The sequence below is a fragment of the Micromonospora mirobrigensis genome, assembly GCF_900091555.1.
Taxonomy (GTDB): domain Bacteria; phylum Actinomycetota; class Actinomycetes; order Mycobacteriales; family Micromonosporaceae; genus Micromonospora; species Micromonospora mirobrigensis.
Map to the genome: position 1 here is coordinate 86,728 of NZ_FMCX01000004.1, position 19,108 is coordinate 105,835.

Annotated in this window: 20 protein-coding genes and 1 pseudogene; 9 read left to right on the top strand and 12 right to left on the bottom strand. The window is 75.8% G+C overall.

Going from position 1 to position 19,108, the window contains the following annotated elements; all coding sequences use genetic code 11:
* The first annotated feature begins 7 nt into the window (after nt 1-7).
* The 4 genes and pseudogenes from GA0070564_RS14980 to GA0070564_RS14995 all read left to right on the top strand — a co-directional run bounded on the left by GA0070564_RS14980 (nt 8) and on the right by GA0070564_RS14995 (nt 3,597).
* Nucleotides 8-1,483, top strand: a complete 1,476-nt coding sequence (locus GA0070564_RS14980; RefSeq protein WP_245670013.1) for a hypothetical protein — start codon at nt 8-10, stop codon at nt 1,481-1,483.
* Between the two features lie 35 nt (nt 1,484-1,518).
* Nucleotides 1,519-1,935: pseudogene (locus GA0070564_RS30480) on the top strand (hypothetical protein); the annotation flags it as partial.
* Nucleotides 1,936-2,168: 233 nt separating this feature from the next.
* Nucleotides 2,169-2,639 (top strand): HNH endonuclease, encoded by a 471-nt coding sequence (locus GA0070564_RS14990; RefSeq protein ID WP_091609267.1) that lies wholly within the window; start codon nt 2,169-2,171, stop codon nt 2,637-2,639.
* Nucleotides 2,640-2,817: 178 nt separating this feature from the next.
* Nucleotides 2,818-3,597 carry a class I SAM-dependent methyltransferase gene (locus GA0070564_RS14995; RefSeq protein ID WP_091609268.1) on the top strand — a complete coding sequence of 260 codons (780 nt, stop codon included), beginning with the start codon at nt 2,818-2,820 and terminating at the stop codon, nt 3,595-3,597.
* A gap of 7 nt (nt 3,598-3,604) precedes the next feature.
* Here GA0070564_RS14995 and GA0070564_RS15000 read toward each other — a convergent pair whose 3' ends face one another.
* The gene (locus GA0070564_RS15000; protein WP_091609269.1) at nt 3,605-4,093 is read right to left on the bottom strand and encodes a DnaJ family domain-containing protein; all 489 of its coding nucleotides are present in this window, start codon (nt 4,091-4,093) and stop codon (nt 3,605-3,607) included.
* 141 nt (nt 4,094-4,234) lie between these two features.
* Between GA0070564_RS15000 and GA0070564_RS15005 the strand changes: the two genes are divergently transcribed.
* Both GA0070564_RS15005 and GA0070564_RS15010 read left to right on the top strand, forming a co-directional pair.
* Entirely contained in the window at nt 4,235-4,645 is a 411-nt protein-coding gene (locus tag GA0070564_RS15005; RefSeq protein ID WP_088971425.1) for a YkvA family protein, read from the top strand.
* Complete coding sequence (locus GA0070564_RS15010; RefSeq protein ID WP_091609270.1) at nt 4,642-5,367, top strand: sulfite exporter TauE/SafE family protein; 726 nt, start codon at nt 4,642-4,644, stop codon at nt 5,365-5,367. The genes GA0070564_RS15005 and GA0070564_RS15010 overlap by 4 nt, the downstream gene beginning before the upstream one ends.
* Here GA0070564_RS15010 and GA0070564_RS15015 read toward each other — a convergent pair.
* From GA0070564_RS15015 to GA0070564_RS15035, 5 genes are all read right to left on the bottom strand, one after another.
* Nucleotides 5,354-5,908: a GNAT family N-acetyltransferase gene (locus tag GA0070564_RS15015; RefSeq protein WP_091609271.1), complete on the bottom strand. Its 555-nt coding sequence runs from the start codon at nt 5,906-5,908 to the stop codon at nt 5,354-5,356. The two genes, GA0070564_RS15010 and GA0070564_RS15015, sit on opposite strands and share 14 nt — an antisense overlap.
* A gap of 67 nt (nt 5,909-5,975) precedes the next feature.
* Nucleotides 5,976-6,485, bottom strand: coding sequence for an NUDIX hydrolase (locus GA0070564_RS15020; RefSeq protein WP_091609272.1), 510 nt, complete (start codon nt 6,483-6,485; stop codon nt 5,976-5,978).
* 9 nt (nt 6,486-6,494) lie between these two features.
* Complete coding sequence (locus GA0070564_RS15025) at nt 6,495-7,331, bottom strand: SDR family NAD(P)-dependent oxidoreductase (protein WP_091609273.1); 837 nt, start codon at nt 7,329-7,331, stop codon at nt 6,495-6,497.
* A complete protein-coding gene (locus GA0070564_RS15030) occupies nt 7,328-8,665 on the bottom strand; it encodes a flavin-containing monooxygenase (RefSeq protein WP_091609650.1) in 1,338 nt (445 codons plus the stop codon). The genes GA0070564_RS15025 and GA0070564_RS15030 overlap by 4 nt, the downstream gene beginning before the upstream one ends.
* A gap of 61 nt (nt 8,666-8,726) precedes the next feature.
* On the bottom strand, nt 8,727-9,377 hold the full coding sequence (locus GA0070564_RS15035) for a TetR/AcrR family transcriptional regulator (protein WP_425412479.1): 651 nt from the start codon (nt 9,375-9,377) through the stop codon (nt 8,727-8,729).
* A 70-nt stretch (nt 9,378-9,447) separates the two neighbouring features.
* Between GA0070564_RS15035 and GA0070564_RS15040 the strand changes: the two genes are divergently transcribed.
* Both GA0070564_RS15040 and GA0070564_RS15045 read left to right on the top strand, forming a co-directional pair.
* On the top strand, nt 9,448-10,779 hold the full coding sequence (locus GA0070564_RS15040; RefSeq protein WP_091609274.1) for an MFS transporter: 1,332 nt from the start codon (nt 9,448-9,450) through the stop codon (nt 10,777-10,779).
* A 35-nt stretch (nt 10,780-10,814) separates the two neighbouring features.
* A complete protein-coding gene (locus GA0070564_RS15045) occupies nt 10,815-11,924 on the top strand; it encodes a hypothetical protein (RefSeq protein ID WP_091609275.1) in 1,110 nt (369 codons plus the stop codon).
* A 13-nt stretch (nt 11,925-11,937) separates the two neighbouring features.
* Here the strand turns inward: GA0070564_RS15045 and GA0070564_RS15050 are convergent, their stop codons facing one another.
* Nucleotides 11,938-13,419: a peptide MFS transporter gene (locus GA0070564_RS15050; protein WP_091609276.1), complete on the bottom strand. Its 1,482-nt coding sequence runs from the start codon at nt 13,417-13,419 to the stop codon at nt 11,938-11,940.
* A 221-nt stretch (nt 13,420-13,640) separates the two neighbouring features.
* Here GA0070564_RS15050 and GA0070564_RS15055 point away from each other — a divergent pair, with 221 nt between their 5' ends.
* Nucleotides 13,641-13,982 carry an RNA polymerase-binding protein RbpA gene (locus GA0070564_RS15055; protein WP_007460094.1) on the top strand — a complete coding sequence of 114 codons (342 nt, stop codon included), beginning with the start codon at nt 13,641-13,643 and terminating at the stop codon, nt 13,980-13,982.
* A gap of 55 nt (nt 13,983-14,037) precedes the next feature.
* Here the strand turns inward: GA0070564_RS15055 and GA0070564_RS15060 are convergent, their stop codons facing one another.
* The 5 genes from GA0070564_RS15060 to GA0070564_RS15080 form a co-directional block, all read right to left on the bottom strand.
* A complete protein-coding gene (locus GA0070564_RS15060; protein WP_091609277.1) occupies nt 14,038-14,553 on the bottom strand; it encodes an FxsA family protein in 516 nt (171 codons plus the stop codon).
* Nucleotides 14,554-14,604: 51 nt separating this feature from the next.
* Nucleotides 14,605-15,417, bottom strand: a complete 813-nt coding sequence (locus GA0070564_RS15065) for a polyprenol monophosphomannose synthase (RefSeq protein WP_091609278.1) — start codon at nt 15,415-15,417, stop codon at nt 14,605-14,607.
* Between the two features lie 26 nt (nt 15,418-15,443).
* The gene (gene lnt, locus GA0070564_RS15070) at nt 15,444-17,033 is read right to left on the bottom strand and encodes an apolipoprotein N-acyltransferase (RefSeq protein ID WP_245670079.1); all 1,590 of its coding nucleotides are present in this window, start codon (nt 17,031-17,033) and stop codon (nt 15,444-15,446) included.
* Between the two features lie 25 nt (nt 17,034-17,058).
* Nucleotides 17,059-17,292, bottom strand: a complete 234-nt coding sequence (locus GA0070564_RS29880) for a hypothetical protein (RefSeq protein WP_091609279.1) — start codon at nt 17,290-17,292, stop codon at nt 17,059-17,061.
* 439 nt (nt 17,293-17,731) lie between these two features.
* Entirely contained in the window at nt 17,732-19,069 is a 1,338-nt protein-coding gene (locus GA0070564_RS15080; protein ID WP_091609280.1) for a glutamate mutase L, read from the bottom strand.
* Between the last annotated feature and the right edge of the window lie 39 nt (nt 19,070-19,108).

Consider the following 19,108-nt stretch of genomic DNA (forward strand, 5'->3'; position numbering starts at 1 on the left):
GGGGCCCGTGACGACGGCGAACGTGCAGGGCCCGACCGGGGTGGTGTTCCCCGAGATCCGCGGTACGCGCAGCACCAGCGCGCTGGGCCGGTTGGTGGTGGCCGACGCGCTGCGCGCCGTCGACCCGGTGGGCGCCCGCGCCGCCGAACACGAGACCGACTGGCGGCACGGCTACCTCGGCCACTTCCGCCGGCTGGTCGAGGCCGGCCTGCTCTCCCGCGAGGCGGCGCTGAGCGTGGCCCGCGACGGCCTGACCGCCCTGCACACCCGGATGCGCTACCGGCCCGACGGCGGCGCGGAGGTGCCGCTGGGCCAGGCGTGCGACCTGCCCGACGGCGAACCACTGGCCACCGCCACCGTCACCGGGGGCGGCGACGTGGAGCGGGAGTTCTCCCTGCCGTACCGGGGGCAGCGGCTGCGCGGCGACGACCTGCGCCGCCGCCTCGACGCCTGGGTGGACGCCGGCGTGGTCGAGCCGACCTGCGCCGAGGCGGTCCGCGCGGTCCTGGCCAACCCCGATTGGCTGGACCTGCGCGACCAGCGGATCGTGGTGCTCGGCGCCGGCGCCGAGATGGGCCCCCTGCCGTCGGTGCTGCGCTGGGGCGGCGACGTGGTCGCCGTCGACCTGCCCCGCCCGGAGATCTGGCGCCGGGTGCTGCGCACCGCCCGCCGCCACGGCGGACGGCTGCACCTGCCGGTACGCCCCGGCACCGCCGGCGACGACGCGGCCCTCGCCCAGGGCGCCGGCGCGGACCTGCTGCACCGCCTCCCGCAGGCCACCGCCTGGCTGCGCGGCGTCGACGGGCGCCTGGTGCTCGGCAACTACGTCTACGCGGACGGCGCCACCAACGTGCGGGTCGCCACCGCCGTGGACGCCCTGACCGTCGCGTTGACCGGGGAACGCCCCGACGTCGCGCTGGCCTTCCTGGCCACCCCCACCGACGTGTACGCCGTCCCCGGCGAGGCCGTCGCCCACGCCGAACACGGCTACGCGGCCCGTGGCCTGGCCCGCCGTTCGCTGCGGGTGCTCTCCGGCGGCCGGCTGCTGCACCGCAACTACCCGCCCGGCGCCGACCCCGGCGTCAACGACAGCCTCGTCCCCCAGCAGGGCCCGAACTACGCCCTGGCCAAACGCCTGCAACGGTGGCGGGCGGCGGTGGCCCGCGACAACGGGGCGACGGTGTCGTTCAGCGTGGCGCCGCCCACGCGTACCCGGTCGGTGCTGCGCAACCGGGCCCTCGCGGCCGCGTACGCCGGGGCGCACCGCTTCGGCGTCGAGGTGTTCGAACCGGCCACCAGCAACACCCTGATGGCCGCGCTGCTCGTGCACGACCTGCGCACCGGAGGTGGCCCGGCGCAACCACACCCGTGGCAGGACGAGGCGTACGCCGCCGCCCACGGCGGCCTGTGGCGCATCCCGTACGCCCCGCGCAGCGCCCTCGGCCTGGCGGTGCTGCTCGGCCTGGGCGGCGCCCGGGCCTGAGGTTTCCTTGTCTTGGCGCTCGGGAAGGCATTTCCATGGCCGAGACCTTCGCAGACCAGGACCTGATGACCCTGCAGTCCATCGCGCGCGGGGCCGGTATACCGGACACCGAGCGCATGCCGCACGACGAACTGGTCGACATGCTGCGGCGGGCCGGTCTGGCCGAACCGGACGGCCGGCCGGTCGACACCAGCATCGCCGATCCCGGTGATCCGGGCACCGACGCCGGGATGTATCACGCCCGCGGCGCCGGACGCCGCGAGTCCGCCGGTGGCGTGGGCGCCCAGACCGGCTGGCCGGACCAGCCCACCCGGGATCCCGCCCACCTGGCCGGGTTGCCGCGCAGCAGCCTGACCCTCGGCGACGAGAGCACCGGCGGCATGGCCGCCGAGGAGGCGATCGGCGCCCGACCCGGGGAGTCCCGCATCGACGACCGCAGCCGCGGCGCCCGCGGCGTCCAGGGCGAGGTGCGGGACCCGGCCGACCTGGCGGGCCTGCCGCGCAGCAGCCTCACCCTGGGTGACGAGAGCACCGGTGGGCTCGCCGCCGAGGAGGCGATCGGCGCGCGACCCGGCGAGTCCGACACCGAGATCGACGACCGCACGCAACGCTGAGGCGACCGCCGCGCCGCCCCGGGGGTACGCCACCCGAGGCGGCGGCAGCGTGCGCCCCTAGGGTGTGCGACGTGTTGTCGCAGATCCGGGGCCTGTCACGCCACTTCACGCAGGACAGCCTGCGGTCGTACCTGCTGGAGCGTTCGGTGCGCCGCGACGACGGCTGCCTGATCGTGCACGGCTACGGCGGCCGGCGGGGCGTACCGCAGAAGGTCGCCGGCCGGGCCTGGGCGCACATCGCCGCCTACGTGGTGTTCGTCGGCGGCTACGACCCCGATCTCGATGTCGGGCACCGCTGCGGTACGCCCGACTGCATCGAGCCGGCCCACCTGCACCAGGTCGCCCGGGCCGACACCTGCCGCAACCGCACCCGGGCGCCGCAGTGCCGCAACGGCCACGACCGGGAGATCGACCCGGGCACCGGCGCGTACCGCCGGGTGTGCCGGGAGTGCAACCGGCAGGCGCAGAAACGGTGGCGGGACCGCCAGTCCGCCGAGGTGGCCCGGGCTCGGGCCGAGTACGGGCGTTCCGCGATCGACTGAGCCGTCAGGGCGGGCGGCCCACCCCGTTTGCACCAACGTAATCCCTTACGACAAAGAACTGTCATTATGATGTACCGCCGTTACGTCCGGTTTGTCCCGTCTATTTATTGGATTACTGTTACTGGCTATCTATTTATTCGGGCCAGCGGTGGGATGGGCGCGTCGCTACGGTGATCGGGTGGAACGCAATGAGCGGGAGCGGCACGCATCGGCGTTCGGGACGGCGGCCACGGCATACGACACGCACCGACCGGACTACGCGGTCGACGCGGTGCGGTGGGCGCTCGAAGGCGCACCCGGTCGACGGGTGCTCGACCTGGGGGCGGGCACGGGGAAGCTCACCGGGACGCTGACCGCGCTGGACGCCGACGTCACCGCGGTGGAACCGGACGCGGCGATGCTGACCGAGCTGCGGCGTTCGCTGCCGGACGTCGCCGCGTACCAGGGCGGCGCCGAGGCGATCCCGCTACCCGACGGCAGCGTCGACGCCGTGCTGGCCGGCAACGCCATGCACTGGTTCGACATGACCGTCGCCGGCCCGGAGATCGCCCGGGTGCTGGCTCCCGGCGGCGTCCTCGCCGGACTCTGGAACACCCTGGACGACCGGGTCGGCTGGGTCGCCGAGCTGGCCCGGGTCGCCGGCAGCGCCGCCATCGGCCCCCGCGACACCCCGGAAAGCTGGCGGATCGAGACCGCCGGCGCGCACCTGCCCCGCGACGGCGGCGCCGCCCGGTTCGACTCGCCCGAACAGGCCGAGTTCCCGCACGGTCAGCGCCGCACCGCCGACACGCTCGTGGCGACCCTCGCCACCCGGGCCGGGATGCTGGTGATGCCGCAGCGGCAACGCCAGGCCGAGCTCCACCGGATCCGCGCCTTCCTGGCAGACACCCCGCAGACCGCGGACGGCGAGTTCACGCTGCCGATGCTGACCTGCGTGCTGCGGGTCCGCCCCCGGTGAACGGCGCTCAGCGCCGACGCCAGGGCAGCCGCCACCTCCGCAGAGGCCTCGCCGGCGCCGGCGGCACCGTCTCGGCGACGCCCGCGGTGGCGACCCGCTGAGCCGCGCGCCGCTCCCGGTCGGCACGCCAGCCGGCCAGCACCGCCTCCACGCCGACCGGCCGGACCACCACCCGGGGCCCGGTCGGGGTACGCAGCCACTCGACCACCTGCCGGTTGAGGTCGGCCACGAACGCCCGCACGGACTGCTCGGTCGGCAGGTCCCGCACCTCGTCGGGGAGCTGCTCGATGCGCCGGCGCAGCTGCAACGGGGTGGGCAGCAGCAGGTCACCGGGGAGCTGCTCGCGCTCCAGGAAACTCTTGATCCACCACGACTCGTCGTACGGGTCGTTGTGGCCGGGGATCGGTTTGCCCATGCCGGGCAGGTTGTCGAACTCGCCGCGCGCCTGCGCCTCGCGGATCTTCGCCTCGACCGCCGCTTCCCACCCGTCGATCACGCCGCCACCTCCGCGATCCACCGTATCCGGGCCTCCGGAAAGGGTGCAGCGTTCACCGGGCACCCGGCATTCCCCGCGACCGGGCGCAACGGCGGTCCGGGGCGTACATTGCCGGCAGAGCGGGTTGCGGAGGAGGCGCGGGTGCGGGACTGGCTGATCGGCCTGGCGGTGGCGGTGGCCTGCCTGCTGGCCAGCTGGGCGCTGTTGGTGCTGCTGGCCAGGCGGCTGCCGCCGGGCATCCTGCGTGACCTGGCGGCGTTCATCCCGGACTGCCTGACCACCGTACGGCGGCTGCGCGCCGACCCCCGGGTGCCCCGCAAGGCCAAGGTGGCGATCGTGTTCGCCGGGATCTGGCTGGCCAGCCCGATCGACCTGATCCCGGAGTTCCTGCCGGTGATCGGACCGCTCGACGACATCGTGGTGGTCGCCCTGGCGCTGCGCTACGCCGGCCGGCAGGTGCCCCGGGAGGTGCTGCTGGCCGCCTGGCCGGGCGAGCCCCGGCTGTTGCTGCGGCTGCTCGGCCCGGCCGGTGAGCCGACGCCCGCCGGGTGAGCGGGGTCGAGGCGCTGCTGCTGGCCGCGGTGGCGGCGTGTGCGTTGTCGCTGCTGTCGGCGGTGACCGGTTTCGGCGGCGGGGTGCTGCTGCTGCCGGTGTTCACCGCGCTGTTCGGTCTGCGGGTGGCGGTGCCGGTGCTCACCCTGGCCCAGCTGTCCAGCAACGGCGCCCGGGTGTGGGTGAACCGGCGCGAGCTGCACGGGCCGCTGGTCGCCCGGTTCGCCCTCGGGGCGGTGCCGCTGGCGGTGGCCGGGGCGCTGCTGCTGGCGCACGCCCCGCTGGCCGGGCTACGTCGGCTGCTCGGGGTGTTCCTGCTGGCGGTGGTGGCGTGGCGGCGGTGGCGGCCGCGTGCGCCGCGTACCCGGGCGGGTGCGTTCGTCGCGGTGGGCGCTGCCTCCGGCCTGGGGTCGGCGCTGCTGGGCTCGGTGGGACCGCTGACGGCGCCGTTCTTCCTCGGTTACGGGTTGACCGGCGCCGCGTACGTGGGCACCGAGGCGGCGGCCGCGGTGACCCTGCACCTGGCCAAGACCGCCGGTTACGCCGCCGGTGGGCTGCTCGACGGCCGGGTGCTGGCGTTGGGGGCCGCGTTGACGCCGGCGACGGTGCTCGGTGCCGCGTTGGGCCGGCGGGTGGTGGCGCGGATCAGCGACCGGGTCTTCGTGACGCTGGTCGAGGTGGGGCTGGTCGTGGCCGGGGTGCTGCTGCTCACCGGGGGCTGAACCGGCGCACGTGCCGGTGCCCGTCGAGTGGGAACGGTGGGCGGGCCGGCAGCACCTCGACGAAGTCGTACCCGGTCTTCTCGGCGACCCGGCAGGAGGCCGGGTTGTCGACCTGGTGCAGCAGCTCCAGGTGGGACAGGCCGGTGGCGGCGAACCGGGTGAACGCCCAGTCGGTGACTGCGGTCAGCGCGCGTGGCGCGACACCCCGGCCGCGGGCCGCGGCGGCGGTCCAGTACCCGACCTCGGCGTGCGGCCGGCCGGGCAGCACGTTCTTCAACACCACGCAGGCGACCAACCGGTGTCCCCCGGCCTCCGGCTGACAGACGGCGAAGCTGAAGCTGCGGCCGGCCGCCCAGGCCTGCCGGTTGCCGTCGATCCAGCGCCGCGCCTCGGCGGGCGTGGTCAACGGCTGGCGCGCCCGGGAGCGCAGCCCGGGATCGCGGTGCGCGTCGAGCAGCGCGGGTACGTCGTCGAGGCGCCAGCAGCGCAGCTCGAGCTCGGGGCCGGACGCGGCGCCGGCGACCCGCAGGGTCACGGACATCTGTGCAGTGTGCCCGGTGACCGGCGCCGGGCGCAGCCCCCGATCCGCCATGCCGGGGGTGCCGGTTCTACAGGGCGTCGGGCTGCCCCAGCGCGGGGTGCTTCTCCCCCGGCGCGGCATGCCAGGTGGCGGTGTCGGGCGCGACGGTGGTGTCGATCCGCAGCCGGGACCAGTCGTCCAGCTCGGGCAGGGCGTCCGGGGCGAACCAGCCGACCTCGAGGGACTCGTCGCCGTCGGCGGTCGGGGCGCCGCCGACGGGCCGGCAGCGGAACCACACGTTGAGGTATTCGCAGGCGTCCCCGTTGGGGTAGACGACGGGGTGGGTGGCGACCCCACCGACCCGCTCGATCTCGACGTGCACGCCGGTCTCCTCCAGGACCTCGCGCAGCACCGCGTCGGCGGGCTGCTCCCCGGGGTCGATCAGGCCGGCCGGGATCGACCAGCGGCCGTTGTCGCCGCGGCGGGCCAGCAGCACCCGGCCGGCGTCGTCGCGGACCACGGCGCTGACGCCGGGGAGTAGGAGCAGGTCGTGCCCGATGTGGGCCCGCAGTCGGGCGATGTACGGGGAGATGGTCATCGACGGATGCTAGCCGGCGCGGTCGCGGTGTCGCCGTACCATGCCCGCCGCCAGGGGCGCCGCGTCCAGGTAGCCGGCGGCGATCCGGGCGTTGACGGTACGGCGCACCACCCGGTCGGCCAGCGCCGGCGCGTGCCGGGCCAGGGCCAGCTCCAGCCGTCCCCGCCGGGTGGTGGCCACGTCCCGGGGTGCCCGTCGGGCGGTCGCCGCGTGCACGACGGCGGCGACCACCCCCTCGACGGGTTCCAGGCGGGACACGCCCTGCAGCGACAGTCCGGCGTCGGCGGTGCTGTCGTGGATCGGGGAGGCGACCATGCTCGGGTAGACGACGCTGACCCCGACGTGGCTGCCGACCTCGTGGCGCAGCGCGTCGGCGTAGGCGACCAGGGCCCGCTTGCTCACCCCGTACGCGGCGGCCAGGGGCAGCGGCAGCACCGCCATCCGGCTGGCCACGAAGACCACCCGGCCGCGGGCGGCGACCAGGTCGGGCAGGGCCGCGGCGGTGGCCCGCCAAGCGCCGAGCAGGTTCACCTCCAGCTGCTGGCGGACCACCTCGCCGGGGGGCAGCTCGGCCGGGGCGGGCCCGCCCACGCCGGCGTTGTTGACCAGCAGGTCCAGTCCGCCGAGCCGGTCCACGGCGGCGCGGACGGCGGGTTCGACGGCGGCCGGGTCGGTCAGGTCGCAGCCGATCACCGGCGCTGCGGCGGCGGTGCCGGGGTGCCGGTCCAGGCCGACGACCCGGGCACCGGCGGCGAGCAGCGCGGCGCAGAGCTGTCGTCCGAAGGTGCCCTGCGCGCCGGTGACGATGATTCGCCGACCGGACAGGTCGGCGCGGCGCCGGGTCACGACGACACCGCCGGGAAGTTCACGCCGCGACCCCGGGCCGCCCGGCGGGTACCCCCGGTCAGTTCCCGGCCCAGCTGGGCGAGGTAGGCGTCGAAGTCCACCCGCATCGCCGGGCGCCGCTGTCCCCAGCGGGCGGTGGCGGCGCGCAGCTCCGCCCGGATGTCGGCGTGCTGGGCGGCCGGGTCGGGCAACGCGTACCGGCCGGCGAGGTGCGCGGCGACCAGCCGGGCCTGCGCCTCCACCAGGGGAAACGCCGCGCCGGTGGACTGCATCAGCCCGACGAACGTCAACCCGGGCAGGTCGGGGTGAAACACGTGCCGGTACAGCGGCAGGGTCTCCGGGTCGCCGCCGAGCAACCGCGGGTCCAGGAACGGCAGCTCCACCCGGTAGCCGGTGCACCAGAGCACCAGGTCGACCTCGTCGGTGCGGCCGTCGGTGAAGGTGACCCGGTGGCCGTCGAAGCGGGCGATGCCGGTGCGGGCTTCGATCTCGCCGTGGGTCAGCCGGGTCAGCAGCCCGTCGGAGAGCGTCGGGTGGTCCTGGAGGAACCCGTGGGCGGGGGCGGGCAGCCCGTAGCGGGTGGGCGCGCCGACGGTGGTGGTGAGCATCCGCTGGCTGACGCGTTGGCGCAGGCGCCACGGCAGCCGCCGGGCCAGGGCGCCGTTGAGGGTGTCCGACGGGCGACCGAGCAGGTACTTGGGCACGACCCAGACGCCGCGGCGCAGCGACAGCAGGGTACGGCTGGCCGCGTACGAGGAGTCGACGGCGATGTCCATGGCGGAGTTCCCGCCGCCGACGACCAGCACCCGCCGCCCGGTGAGCTGCTCGGGGCCGCGGTAGGCGTGGCTGTGCAGCTGCTCGGCGGCGCACTCGCCGGGCACGTCGGCGGGGGGCTTCGGCACCCGGTTGTGGCCGTTGGCGACGACCACCGCGGCGACGGTGACCTCGACGGGCCCGTCGGGGCCGGTGGCGTGCACCGTCCAGCGGTCCCCGGCCCGGGCGACCCGGTCGACGGTGTGTCGCAGCCGGATCGTCTCGCGCAGACCGAACCGGTCGGCGTAGTCGCCGAGCCAGCCGGCGACCCGGGTGTGGTCGGGATAGTCGGGCCAGTGCGCCGGCATCGGATGGTCGGCGAACTCGGTGCGCCCCCGGCTGGTGTTCAGGTGCAGGGTCCGGTACGCCGGCGAGCCGGTGGCGCCGTACACCCACAGGCCGCCGACGGTGTCGGCCGCCTCGAAGCACACCGCCGGAACCCCGGCGTCGGCGAGGGCCTTGAGGGTGGCCAGGCCGGCCGCACCCGCGCCGATCACCGCCACCGCCGGCTGTCCGCCCATCACCACTCCCCTGCCCATAATCCAACGACTGTAGGATAATGGGCCGCCGTCGGTCGGCGCGTCAAGCCCCGGGTGCTCCGTAGAGCCCGTCGAGGAGGCGGTGCACGAAGGCGCGGAACTCCCGCCGCTGGCGGGCCCGCGAGCCGTCACCGGCGGCGAGCGCCACCACGTGCCCGTGCACCGCCCAGACCAGGCTGCGCACCGTCACGTACGGGGTGGGCTCGACCAGCGCGCCGGTGGCCGCGGCGGCGTCCAACAGCTCGGCCACCAGGCGGTACAGCGGCGCGGCGTACCGCTGGTCGAGTTCGGCGTGCCGCTGCGGTTCCAACCAGCGGCGCAGCCACAGCGCCGTGGTCTCCGGCCGGTCCTCCAGGAAGTCCACGAACACGTCGACCAGGCCGTGCAGCGCCGTCAGCGCCGCGGTCGGGCCGGCGTCCAGGGCCGCCCGGGCCCGGCCGGCCGCCGCCTCCAGAGCATGCCGCTCGGCGGCGAACACCCGCGCGAAGCAGGCGTCGTAGAGTTCCGCCTTCGTACCCGTGTGGTGGGCGACCGTGGCCACGTCGACCCCGGCGGCCGCGGCGACCTCCCGCAGCGTGACGGCGTCGAAGCCACGGCCGGCGAACAGCGCGGTCGCCGCGGCCAGCACCACCTCCCGGGTGTCGCGGGTCTCGTCGCGGCGAGGCCGGCCCGGACGTCGTCGAGGCATGGTCATGGACGCCATTGTGCCCCTACAATCCAGCATTCGTTGGATTGGCGGGCGGGAAGCCCAGGAGGAGGCGGCGATGACCGGGCCAGATCCGCAGCGGGACATCCTGCCCCGTGGACCGCTGGTCGGCTTCGCCGCCGGGTCGCTCGGCATGGGGATCTGGGTGACCGTCCCGGGCCTGCTGCTGCTGTACTTCCTCACCGACGTGCTGGCCGTGACCCCGTGGCTGGCCGGCCTGGCGCTGCTGCTGCCGAAGGTCGCCGACGTGCTGCTGCACCCGTGGATCGGGCACCGCTGCGACGTCGAGCAGGCCCGCCGCGGTGACCGCCGGCTGCTGCTGCTGCTCGGCTGCGCCCTGCCTGTCACCTTCGCCGCGCTCTTCGCCGCGCCGGGCGGGCTCACCGGCGCGGCGGCCGCCGGCTGGGTGGCGGTCGCCTTCGTCGCCGGCAACCTGCTCTTCGCCGCCTACCAGGTCCCGTACCTGGCCACCCCGGCCGACCTGCGGATCGGCTACCACGAGCGGACCCGGCTGATGGCCTTCCGGATGGTGGTGCTGACCCTCGGCATCCTGGCCTCGGGGCTGCTGGCGCCGGTGCTGGCCGGTGGGGACGCGGCCACCCGCGACGGGTACCGGCGGATGGGTGTGCTGCTGGGCGTCGGGATGCTGGCCGCCATGCTGGTCGGGGTCGCCGGCATCACCCGGCTGCGGCGCGGTGCCGTGACTGCAGTCGCCGTACCCGACGGCGGGTGGCGGGCCCTCACCGCAACCCTGCGGGACCGGCAGTTCCGCCCGCTGCTCGCCGCCTACCTGGCGATGTCGTCCACCACCCACCTGGTGCTGGCCGGGGTGCCCTACTACGCGCGGTACGAACTGGGCCGTCCCGGGCTGACCACCGTCCTGGTGGCGGCGTTCGTCGCCCCCGCCCTGCTGGTCACCCCGGCATGGCTGGCGGTGGCCCGCCGGGTCGGCAAGCAGCGGGCGCTGCTGACCGCTCAGGGAGCGTTCGCGGTCGGCTCGCTGGTGCTCGCCGTGGGCCGTCCGGCCGGCCTGCCGGTGCTGGTGGCGGCGGTGGCCGTACTCGGTGTCGCCTTCGCCGGCATGCAACTGCTGCCGTTCGCGATGGTTCCGGACGTGATCCGGGCCGGCACCGGCGCGGCCGGCACCTACACCGGGCTGTGGACGGCCACCGAGGCCCTCGGCGCGGCACTGGGCCCGTGGGCGTACGCGCTCTGCCTGGCCACCGGCGGTTTCGTGGCATCCACCGCGGGTCAGAGCGTGTCCCAGCCGGACGCGGCCCTCACCGCGATCCGGTGGGGCTTCGGGCTGCTCCCGGCGGCGGCCATGCTGGTGGCGCTGCTGGTGCAACGCCGTTACACCCTCGACCCGGCGGCCCGCGCCGCGCGGTGAGCACCGTCGGCCGGCGGCACTAGACTTCCGCCTCGATGGACGCCGAGCCCACCGCCACCGAGACCCGCCCCTGTGCCCACTGCGGACGCGAGGTGCCGCAGCGCGTCGGCGCCGGCCGGCCGTTCCGGTACTGCCGGGACAACGACGGCGCCTGCCAGCGGGCCTCCCGCAACGTGCGGATGCGCCACCGCAGCGCCCCCGGTCTGCCCGGTCAGGTGGCCCGCACCTGGGAGGCGGTGGACCGGCTGGACCAGATCGTGCAGACGTTGACCGAGGCCCTGCACGCCGAGCTGTCCCCGACCGGGGTGGAACGCCAGCTGGCGCAGCTGCGCGCCGAGACCGCCGCCCAGGTCGCGCAGGCCCACACCGACCGGGACGAGGCCCGCGCGGAGGCGGAGACGGCGACCGCGCAGGCCGCCCGCGCCCGGCAGGAGGCGCTGGCCGCGACCGCCGGCCGGGACGCCGCGGTGGCGCGGGCCGCCGAGGCCGACGCCCGGGCGGCCGACGCCGGCCGGCTCGCCGAGCGGGCGACCGCCGAGCGCGACGAGGCGCGAGGCGAGGCGGGCGCCGCGGCGGCGCTGCGGATCCAGGCCGAACGGGACCGGGACGCGGCCCGCCACGAGCTGCGCACGTTGCGCGCCGAGCGGGACGAGCAGCGGCAGCGCGCCGTCGACGCGACCGTGGAGCGGGACGCGGCGCGGGCCGACGCGCAGCGGGCCACCGCCGCGGCCGCCGAGGCGCTGACCCGCGCCGAGCGGGCCGTGCAGGACGGCGTGCGGGCGCGTACCGACGCCGACGCCGCGGCGGAGCGGGCCCGGCGGGCCGAGGCGTCGGCCGGTGAGGCAACCCGGGACCGTGACCAGGCGCGGGCCGCCACGCAGGCGGCCGGCGAGGAGCTGGCGGCGGTGTCCGCCCGGGCCCGGGAGGACGCGGCCGCGGCGGTCGGGCAGCGTGACGCGCTCGCCGCGGAGTTGGCCGCGGCCCGGCAGGCCGACGCGGCCGCCCGGGCCCGGCTGGCGGAGCTGGAGGTGCGGTTGCGGGCCGCGGAGGACGACCGGGACGCCGCCCGGCGGCGGGCCGTGCAGCTCGCCGACCAGGTCAGCGACCTGGCCGCCGCGTTGGCCCGGCTGGGTCGCCCGGACTGACGGCGGCGGCCGGTCAGTGGATGCCGACCATCATCCGGCGGATGTGCCGGCTGGCCGCCACGGCCGCCACCCCGAGCACCACCGAGGCCAGGCCGAAGGTGAGGAAGTACGTCGGTTCGGGCCAGGTCTCGGCGAGTCGGGCGACCTGACCACCGATGGCGTCGCCGACGGCGGTGGCGAGGAACCACAGGCCCAGCATCTGGCTGGCGTACTTGACCGGGGCGAGTCGGGTGGTGGCGGAGAGGCCCACCGGGCTCAGCGCCAACTCGCCGGCGACCTGGATGGCGTAGACGGCCACCAGCCACCACGGGGACACCAGGTCGCCGCCGACGGCGGCCCGGGCGGCGGCGGCCATCAGCACGAACGACAGGCCGTTGAGGATCAGGCCGACGGCGAACTTGGCCGGGGTGGAGACCCGGTGGCCCAGCTTGACCCAGAGCGCGGCGGCCAGCGGCGCCCCGATGATGATCAGGATCGGGTTGACCGACTGGAGCCAGGAGGCGGGGAAGGTGAAGCCGAACACGTCGCGGTCGGTGCGGTCGGCGGCGAAGATGTTCAGCACCGACCCGGCCTGGTCGTAGATCAGCCAGAACGCGGCGGCGAAGACGAACAGCCACAGGTACGCCTTCACCCGGAGACGCTCGGTGGCGCTGATCTCCCGGTCGGTGATGATCCGGGCGAAGTAGCCGATGGTGATGACCACGGTGGCGATGGTGAGCAGGTTGACCACGCTGTTGACGGTGAACAGGCCGGCCAGGCCCAGGGCGAGCAGCACCAGCGCCAGGACCGCCACGCCGATGCCGAGGCGGCGCAGGGCCCGTCGCCGGTCGGCGCCGAGCAGCGGGTCGGCGGGGCGGGCGCCGGCGTCGCCGAGGTTGCGTGCGCCCAGGACGTACTGGATCACGCCGAAGGTCATGCCGACGGCGGCGGCGGCGAACCCCAGGTGCCAGTTGATCCTCTCGCCGAGGAAGCCGCAGATCAGTGGGGCGATGAACGCTCCCAGGTTGATGCCCATGTAGAAGATCGAGAAGCCGGCGTCGCGGCGTGGGGAGTCCCGGTCGTACAGGTCGCCGACCATGGTGGAGATGTTCGGTTTGAGCAGCCCGGTGCCGAGCACGATCAGCGTCATGCCGGCGAAGACGCTCCAGCCGGTGGGGATGGCCATCACGTAGTGCCCGGCGGCGATCACGATGCCGCCCCACAGCACGCTGCGGCGCGCGCCGATCAGCCGGTCGGCGACCCAGCCGCCGGGCAGCGCCATCAGGTACACCATCGCGTTGTACGTGCCGTAGACGGCGTTGGCGGTGGACTCGCGCAGGCCCAGGCCGGCGTCGGCGCTGGCCGCGGTCAGGTACAGCACCAGGATGGCCCGCATGCCGTAGAAGCTGAACCGCTCCCACATCTCGGTGAGGAACAGCGTCGCCAGGGCCCGGGGATGGCCGAAGAAGGTCCGCCCGCCCGGCGGTCGGCTGTCGACCGGCGTGTCACTGGCCACTCGGCACCTCCCGTGGGTGTGTGGCGGCTAACCTTCCCGGTAGCAGGCAGAACACTCCACCGTTTCAGCCCGGCCGGGGACGACCCCGCCGGGCGACCGGCGTGGCCGGCTACCCTTGCAGGGGCCCGTCGGCGTCGACACCCGCCGCCGGGCGGGAATGGCCCGCCTCAGATGTGCCGTTACACGAGAAGACCAGCACCACGAACGAGGGGAAGTCGATCATGGGCGAGCGGATGCTGCGCGGAAGCCGGCTGGGCGCGGTCAGCTACGAATCCGACCGGAACACGGAGCTCGCGCCGCGCCAGACCCGCGAGTACCTGTGCGCCAAGGGCCACCAGTTCGAGGTGCCGTTCGCCGTCGACGCCGAGGTCCCCACGACCTGGGAGTGCAAGTTCGACGGCAGCGTCGCCCGGCTGGTCGACGGCAACGAGCCGGAGCAGAAGAAGGCCAAGCCGCCGCGCACCCACTGGGACATGCTGCTCGAGCGCCGCTCCATCGCCGAGCTGGAGGACATCCTCGCCGAGCGGCTGCAGGAGGTCCGCACCCGCCGCGGCCGCGCCTGACCGCCGAACGACGACGCCCCCGGGAGGTTCCACCTCCCGGGGGCGTTGCGCGTCCTCATGGGCGCGGTTCGACGATCTCACCCTCGATGGCCGCAGCGGGGTCGGTGACCGGTTGACCGGCCGGCGTGCGAGCCGGCTGCGGATCCCCCTGCCGCACCCGCACCTTCCGCGGGCCGAACAGGTCACCGGCCACCATCGGCGACACCCGCCGCTCCGCGACCCGGCGCACCCCGGCGCCGGCGACCCGCCGCAGCGGCGGCACCAGCAGCAGCAGACCCACCACCCCGCTGACCAGCCCGGGCGCGGCCAGCAGCAGCGCGCCGAGCAGCCCCACCAGCCCGTCGGTCACCTGCGGCCCCGGCCGCTGACCGGCCTGCGCGGCGGCCCGGAACCGGCGCCAGGCGCGCATCCCCTCGCGGCGCAGCAGCACCAGGCCCAGCAGCGACGCGGCGAACACCAGCAGCACCGCCGAGCCGAAACCGATGCCCCGGCCGACCGCCACGAACACCGCCAGCTCCAGGATCAGCGCCAGCAGCATGGCCGGCGGCACGTACCTCAGTCCTCGACGCATGTCACCCCATCTGCCGTACGACCGCTGACCTCCAGCATGACACGGCGCCGCTCACGGCCACCGGGCCCGCGCCCGCCCGGCCCGCCGCCACGCCGCACGCCGGTCCTGCACCGCCCACCCGGTGATCCGCCACAGCGCCTCGACCACGATCAGCGGGCTCATCTTGCTGTCCCCGTGTTCCCGCTCGGCGAAGGTGATCGGCACCTCCACGATCCGCACCCCAGCCCGGTGCGCCAGCCGGGACAGCTCCACCTGGAACGAGTAGCCCTGCGAGCAGACCGACGCCAGGTCGAGGGCCTCCAGCGCGGCCGTGCGGTACACCCGGTAGCCGCCGGTGGCGTCGCTGACCGGCATGCCCAGCGCCAGCCGCGCGTACAGGTTGCCGCAGCGCGACAGCAGCAGCCGCCGCAGCGGCCAGTTCACCACCCGCGCGCCCCGGGTCCACCGGGAGCCGATCACCACGTCGGCGTCGCGGGCGGCGGCCAGCAGCGCCGGCAGGTCCTCCGGGGCGTGCGAGCCGTCGGCGTCCATCTCCACCACCGCGTCGTATCCGCGCTGGCGCGCCCACGCGAACCCGGCCAGGTACGCCGCCCCCAGGCCCTGCTTGCCCTCCCGGTGCAGCACGTGCACCGCCGGGTCGGTGCCGGCGAGCGCGTCGGCGATGACGCCGGTGCCGTCGGGGCTGTTGTCGTCGGCGACGAGGAGCTCCACCGCCGGGGCGGCCCGCCGGACCCGGGCCACGATGTCCGCTACGTTGGCGGCCTCGTTGTAGGTGGGGATGACCACCAGCACCCGCCCCACGCCCGGATACCCGGCCGCCGGTGCTCCCCCGTGGATCTCCCCGCTCACGCCTGACCTCCGCATCCACTCGGCCCCGGGCCGCCGGCGGACTATCCGCGCCGGCGGCGCAGCCCGGCCGCGCCCAGCAGCGCGGCGACCGTGAGCGCCGACAGGGCCACCTCCGGCCACACCCCGACCGTGGTGGCCGGGGTACGCCCGTCACCGAGGCGCATCTGCCGGACCACCACCTCGGCGGTGTTGAACCCGGTTTCCCCGGATACCCGACCGTCGGGGGTAACGAACCCGGACACCCCGACCGTGGAGGCCATCAACGCGGCGCGACCGTGCTCGACGGCCCGCAACCGGACCATCGCCAGCTGCTGGCGGGCCTCGGCGGCGTCGAAGGTGGCGTTGTTGGTCTGCACCACCAGCAGCTGCGCCCCACCGGTCACGGTGTCCCGGACGATGCCGTCGTAGGCCACCTCGAAGCAGATCACGTCGCCCAGCACCGCCGGCCCGGTACGCAGCACCCCGGGAGTGGTGCCGGGCACGAAGTCGGAGCGCACCCGGTCGACCTCGGCGCTGACCCGACGGGCGATGTCGCGCAGCGGCACGTACTCGGCGAACGGCACCGGGTGCCGCTTGGTGTACAGCTGCTCCAGGTCGGGGCCGGTGCCGGGACGCCACAGCAGGCCGGCGTTGCGGACCTGCCCGGCGCCGGGGCCGAGGAGCACCGCGCCGACCAGGATCGGGGCGCCGATCGCGTCGGCGGCCTCACTGATCCGCGCCCCCGCGCCGGGGTTGCGCAGCGGGTCGATGTCGCTGGAGTTCTCCGGCCACACCACCAGGTCGGGGCGGCGCTGCGCCCCCGCGGCGACCTGCCCGGCGAGGGTGAGGGTGGCGTCGACGTGGTTGTTGAGCACCGCCTGGCGTTGGGCGTTGAAGTCCAGACCCAGCCGGGGCACGTTGCCCTGCACGATCGCCACGGTGACCTGGTCACCGCCGCCGCGTACCCCGGTGGGGACCAGCAGCCCGGCGGCGGCCACGGCGAGCACCGCGGCGACGGTGGCGGCCACCGGCCGCCACGCCCGAGCCGGACGCGGGCCGCGCCAGGGCCGCCAGGCGAGGGTGAGCAGCAGCCCACCGAGCAGCGCCACCGCGAAGGTGACCAGCGGGGCGCCGCCGAGGGCGGCCAGCGGCAGCAGCGGCGAGCCGTCCTGGCTGAACGCCAGCCGACCCCACGGGAACCCGCCGAAGGGGGTACGGTCGCGCAGCGCCTCCTGGCCGACCCAGAGCAGCCCGGTCAGCACCGGCCAGGCGGTGCGCCACCGGTCGGCCAGCGGCGACACCCACGCCGTCGCCGCCCCCAGCAGCGCCAGATAGCCCGCCTGCAACAGGGACAACAGCAGCCACGGCAGGTAGCCGGTGTGCAGGTTGGTCCACTCCAGCATCGGCGCGAACAGCGCCACCCCGGCCAGGAAGCCCAGCCCCGCGCCGGCCCGCATCCGCCGCCGGTGCGCGGCGGCGCCCAGCATCGCCACCCCGACCGGCGCCAGCGGCCACACCCCGTACGGGGGGAACGCGGCCAGCATCGCCAGCCCGGCCGCCACCGCGAGGGGCACGGCGGCGCGCAGCGGCAGGGGCCGCCCGGACGCGTCGGCGGTCACCTCGGCGGGGGTCGGGGCCTGCTCCCGGTCGATGGTCGTCACCGGCACCTCACCACGATCACGCGCCGAAGGCTACCTGCACCCGGCGCAGCCGGTGTACGTGCCGGGTGCACCGGGGCGGTGCCGCGGCGGCCGGCGCGGGCACCCGGAGCCGGCCGTCGTGGACCTGCGCGACCCGGTCGACGGCGGCCGGGTGGATGCGGTCGTGGGCGACCAGGACGGTGGCGGTGCCCCCGATCCGCGGCCGGCGGAGGTGCTGAGCCTGTTCGGGCCGCAGAGGGAACGGCTGCACGTGCGGGCACGCCTGTCCTGACGGCACCCCCGGGACGAAATCGGGGCGCGGCCTCCGCCGCGCCCCGATGCTCCCAGGCCCTCCCCGGCCGGTGGGGCGAGAATGCGGCACGTCGACCTTCGGACCGACCCGACGGTGGACTGGCTGCCCCCGCCTGGCCGTTGTCTACTGGCCGTGCACCTCACCCTGCCCGTACACCGGTAACCGCGACCGGTTCGCGCCGCCCCGCCGACCCCCGCCCGCTGGACCTGGCCGCCGCGACGAACGCACCATGTCGCACCGGTGCATCGCGTCACTCGGCCAGCGGGCGAGAGGACGAAGCGAACAACAGCCGCTTCCCGTGGTAGGACTAAAAGACGGTACGTGCCGACCCCCCGATCCTGTCAACCCACCCCTGGCCAGTCGTGTGTTTGACCACGGCGTGTCGCGTCGGCGCGTCTCAATGCGTGCCGAGGTGGTGGCGCAGCAGCCCGCGCGCCGCGTCGGGATGCTCGCCGGCCAGCAGCCCCGCCGCGGCCAGCACGTAGTCGACGTCGACGACCGGGCGGGCGTCGCGCGGCACCGGCCACCCGCCGGCGAAGTCGGTGAGCACCGCGGCGAGGACCTGACCGGCGTCGGCCGGGTCGGCGTGCCGCAGCACCCCACCGGAGCCCACCAGCAGCCGCACGTCGCGCAGGTCCCGCCCGCCCCGCTCACCGGTGGCCCCACCCCGGGCGTGCCGGCGCACCGCCACCGTCGCCGCGAGGGCCGCGATCCGCCGGTCGGCGGCCCGCTCGACGTCGCCGCCGGGCAGGAACCCCGGGTCGGCGGCGCGGCCCGCCGCGGCGGCGGCCAGGTCGGCGGCCTGCCCCGGGTCCAGCAGGCGTTCCTCGACCGCGGCGCGGACCACCCCCGGCGCGGACCACCGCATGCCCAGGTCACCCTCCACGGTGCGGGCCCGCCACAGCGTCCCGGCGACCTCCCGGCCCGGGCCGGTGTCCCGCTCGTCGGGGGTGAGCACCGAGTACACGTCGGTGGTGGCGCCACCGACGTCCACCACCACCAGGTCACCGCCGACCGTGTCGGCCAGCACCTCCACCCCGGTCAGCACCGCGTCGGGGGTGGCGGCCCGCACCAGCCCGGCGAACCGGCCACCCCGCGACAGCCGCTTACCGCCGATGACGTGCCGCAGGAACACCTCCCGGATCGCCGCGCGCGCCGACGCCGGGGCGAGGACCCCGATGCGGGGCAGCACGTTCTCCGCCGCCGTCACCGGCACCTTCGCCGCCGCCAGCAACGCCGACAGCTCGTCGCGGGCGTCGGCGTTTCCGGCGAGGACCACCGGCACCCGCCAGCGGGCCTTCGCCAACCGGGTCGCGTTGTGGGTGAGCACCTCGGCGTCACCGCCGTCGGTGCCACCGACCAGCAACACCACGTCCGGGCGGGCCGCCCGCAACGCGGCGAGCTCCGCCGCCCCGAGGCGCCCGGCGGCCACGTGCACCACGTTCGCCCCCGCCGACAGGCCCACCCGCCGGCCCGCCTGCGCCGTGACGAGGGGCTCGTAGCCGACCACGGCCAGCCGCAACCCACCACCGGCCGACGAGCACACGTACCAGGGCGCCCCGCCGGCGTCGAGACCGGCGGTGGCCGCCGCCACCGCCGCGTCCAAGCCGTGCAGCACGTCCGTGCCGACCGTCGTCGGCGCCGACGCCGCCGCCACCAGCCGGCCGCCGTCCAGGTCCACCACCGCGACCTTCGTGTACGTCGACCCGACGTCGGCGCAGACCGCGACGCTCACGCCCGTCCGTTTCTCGTTCCCGGCCGCGGGGCTCGCAGC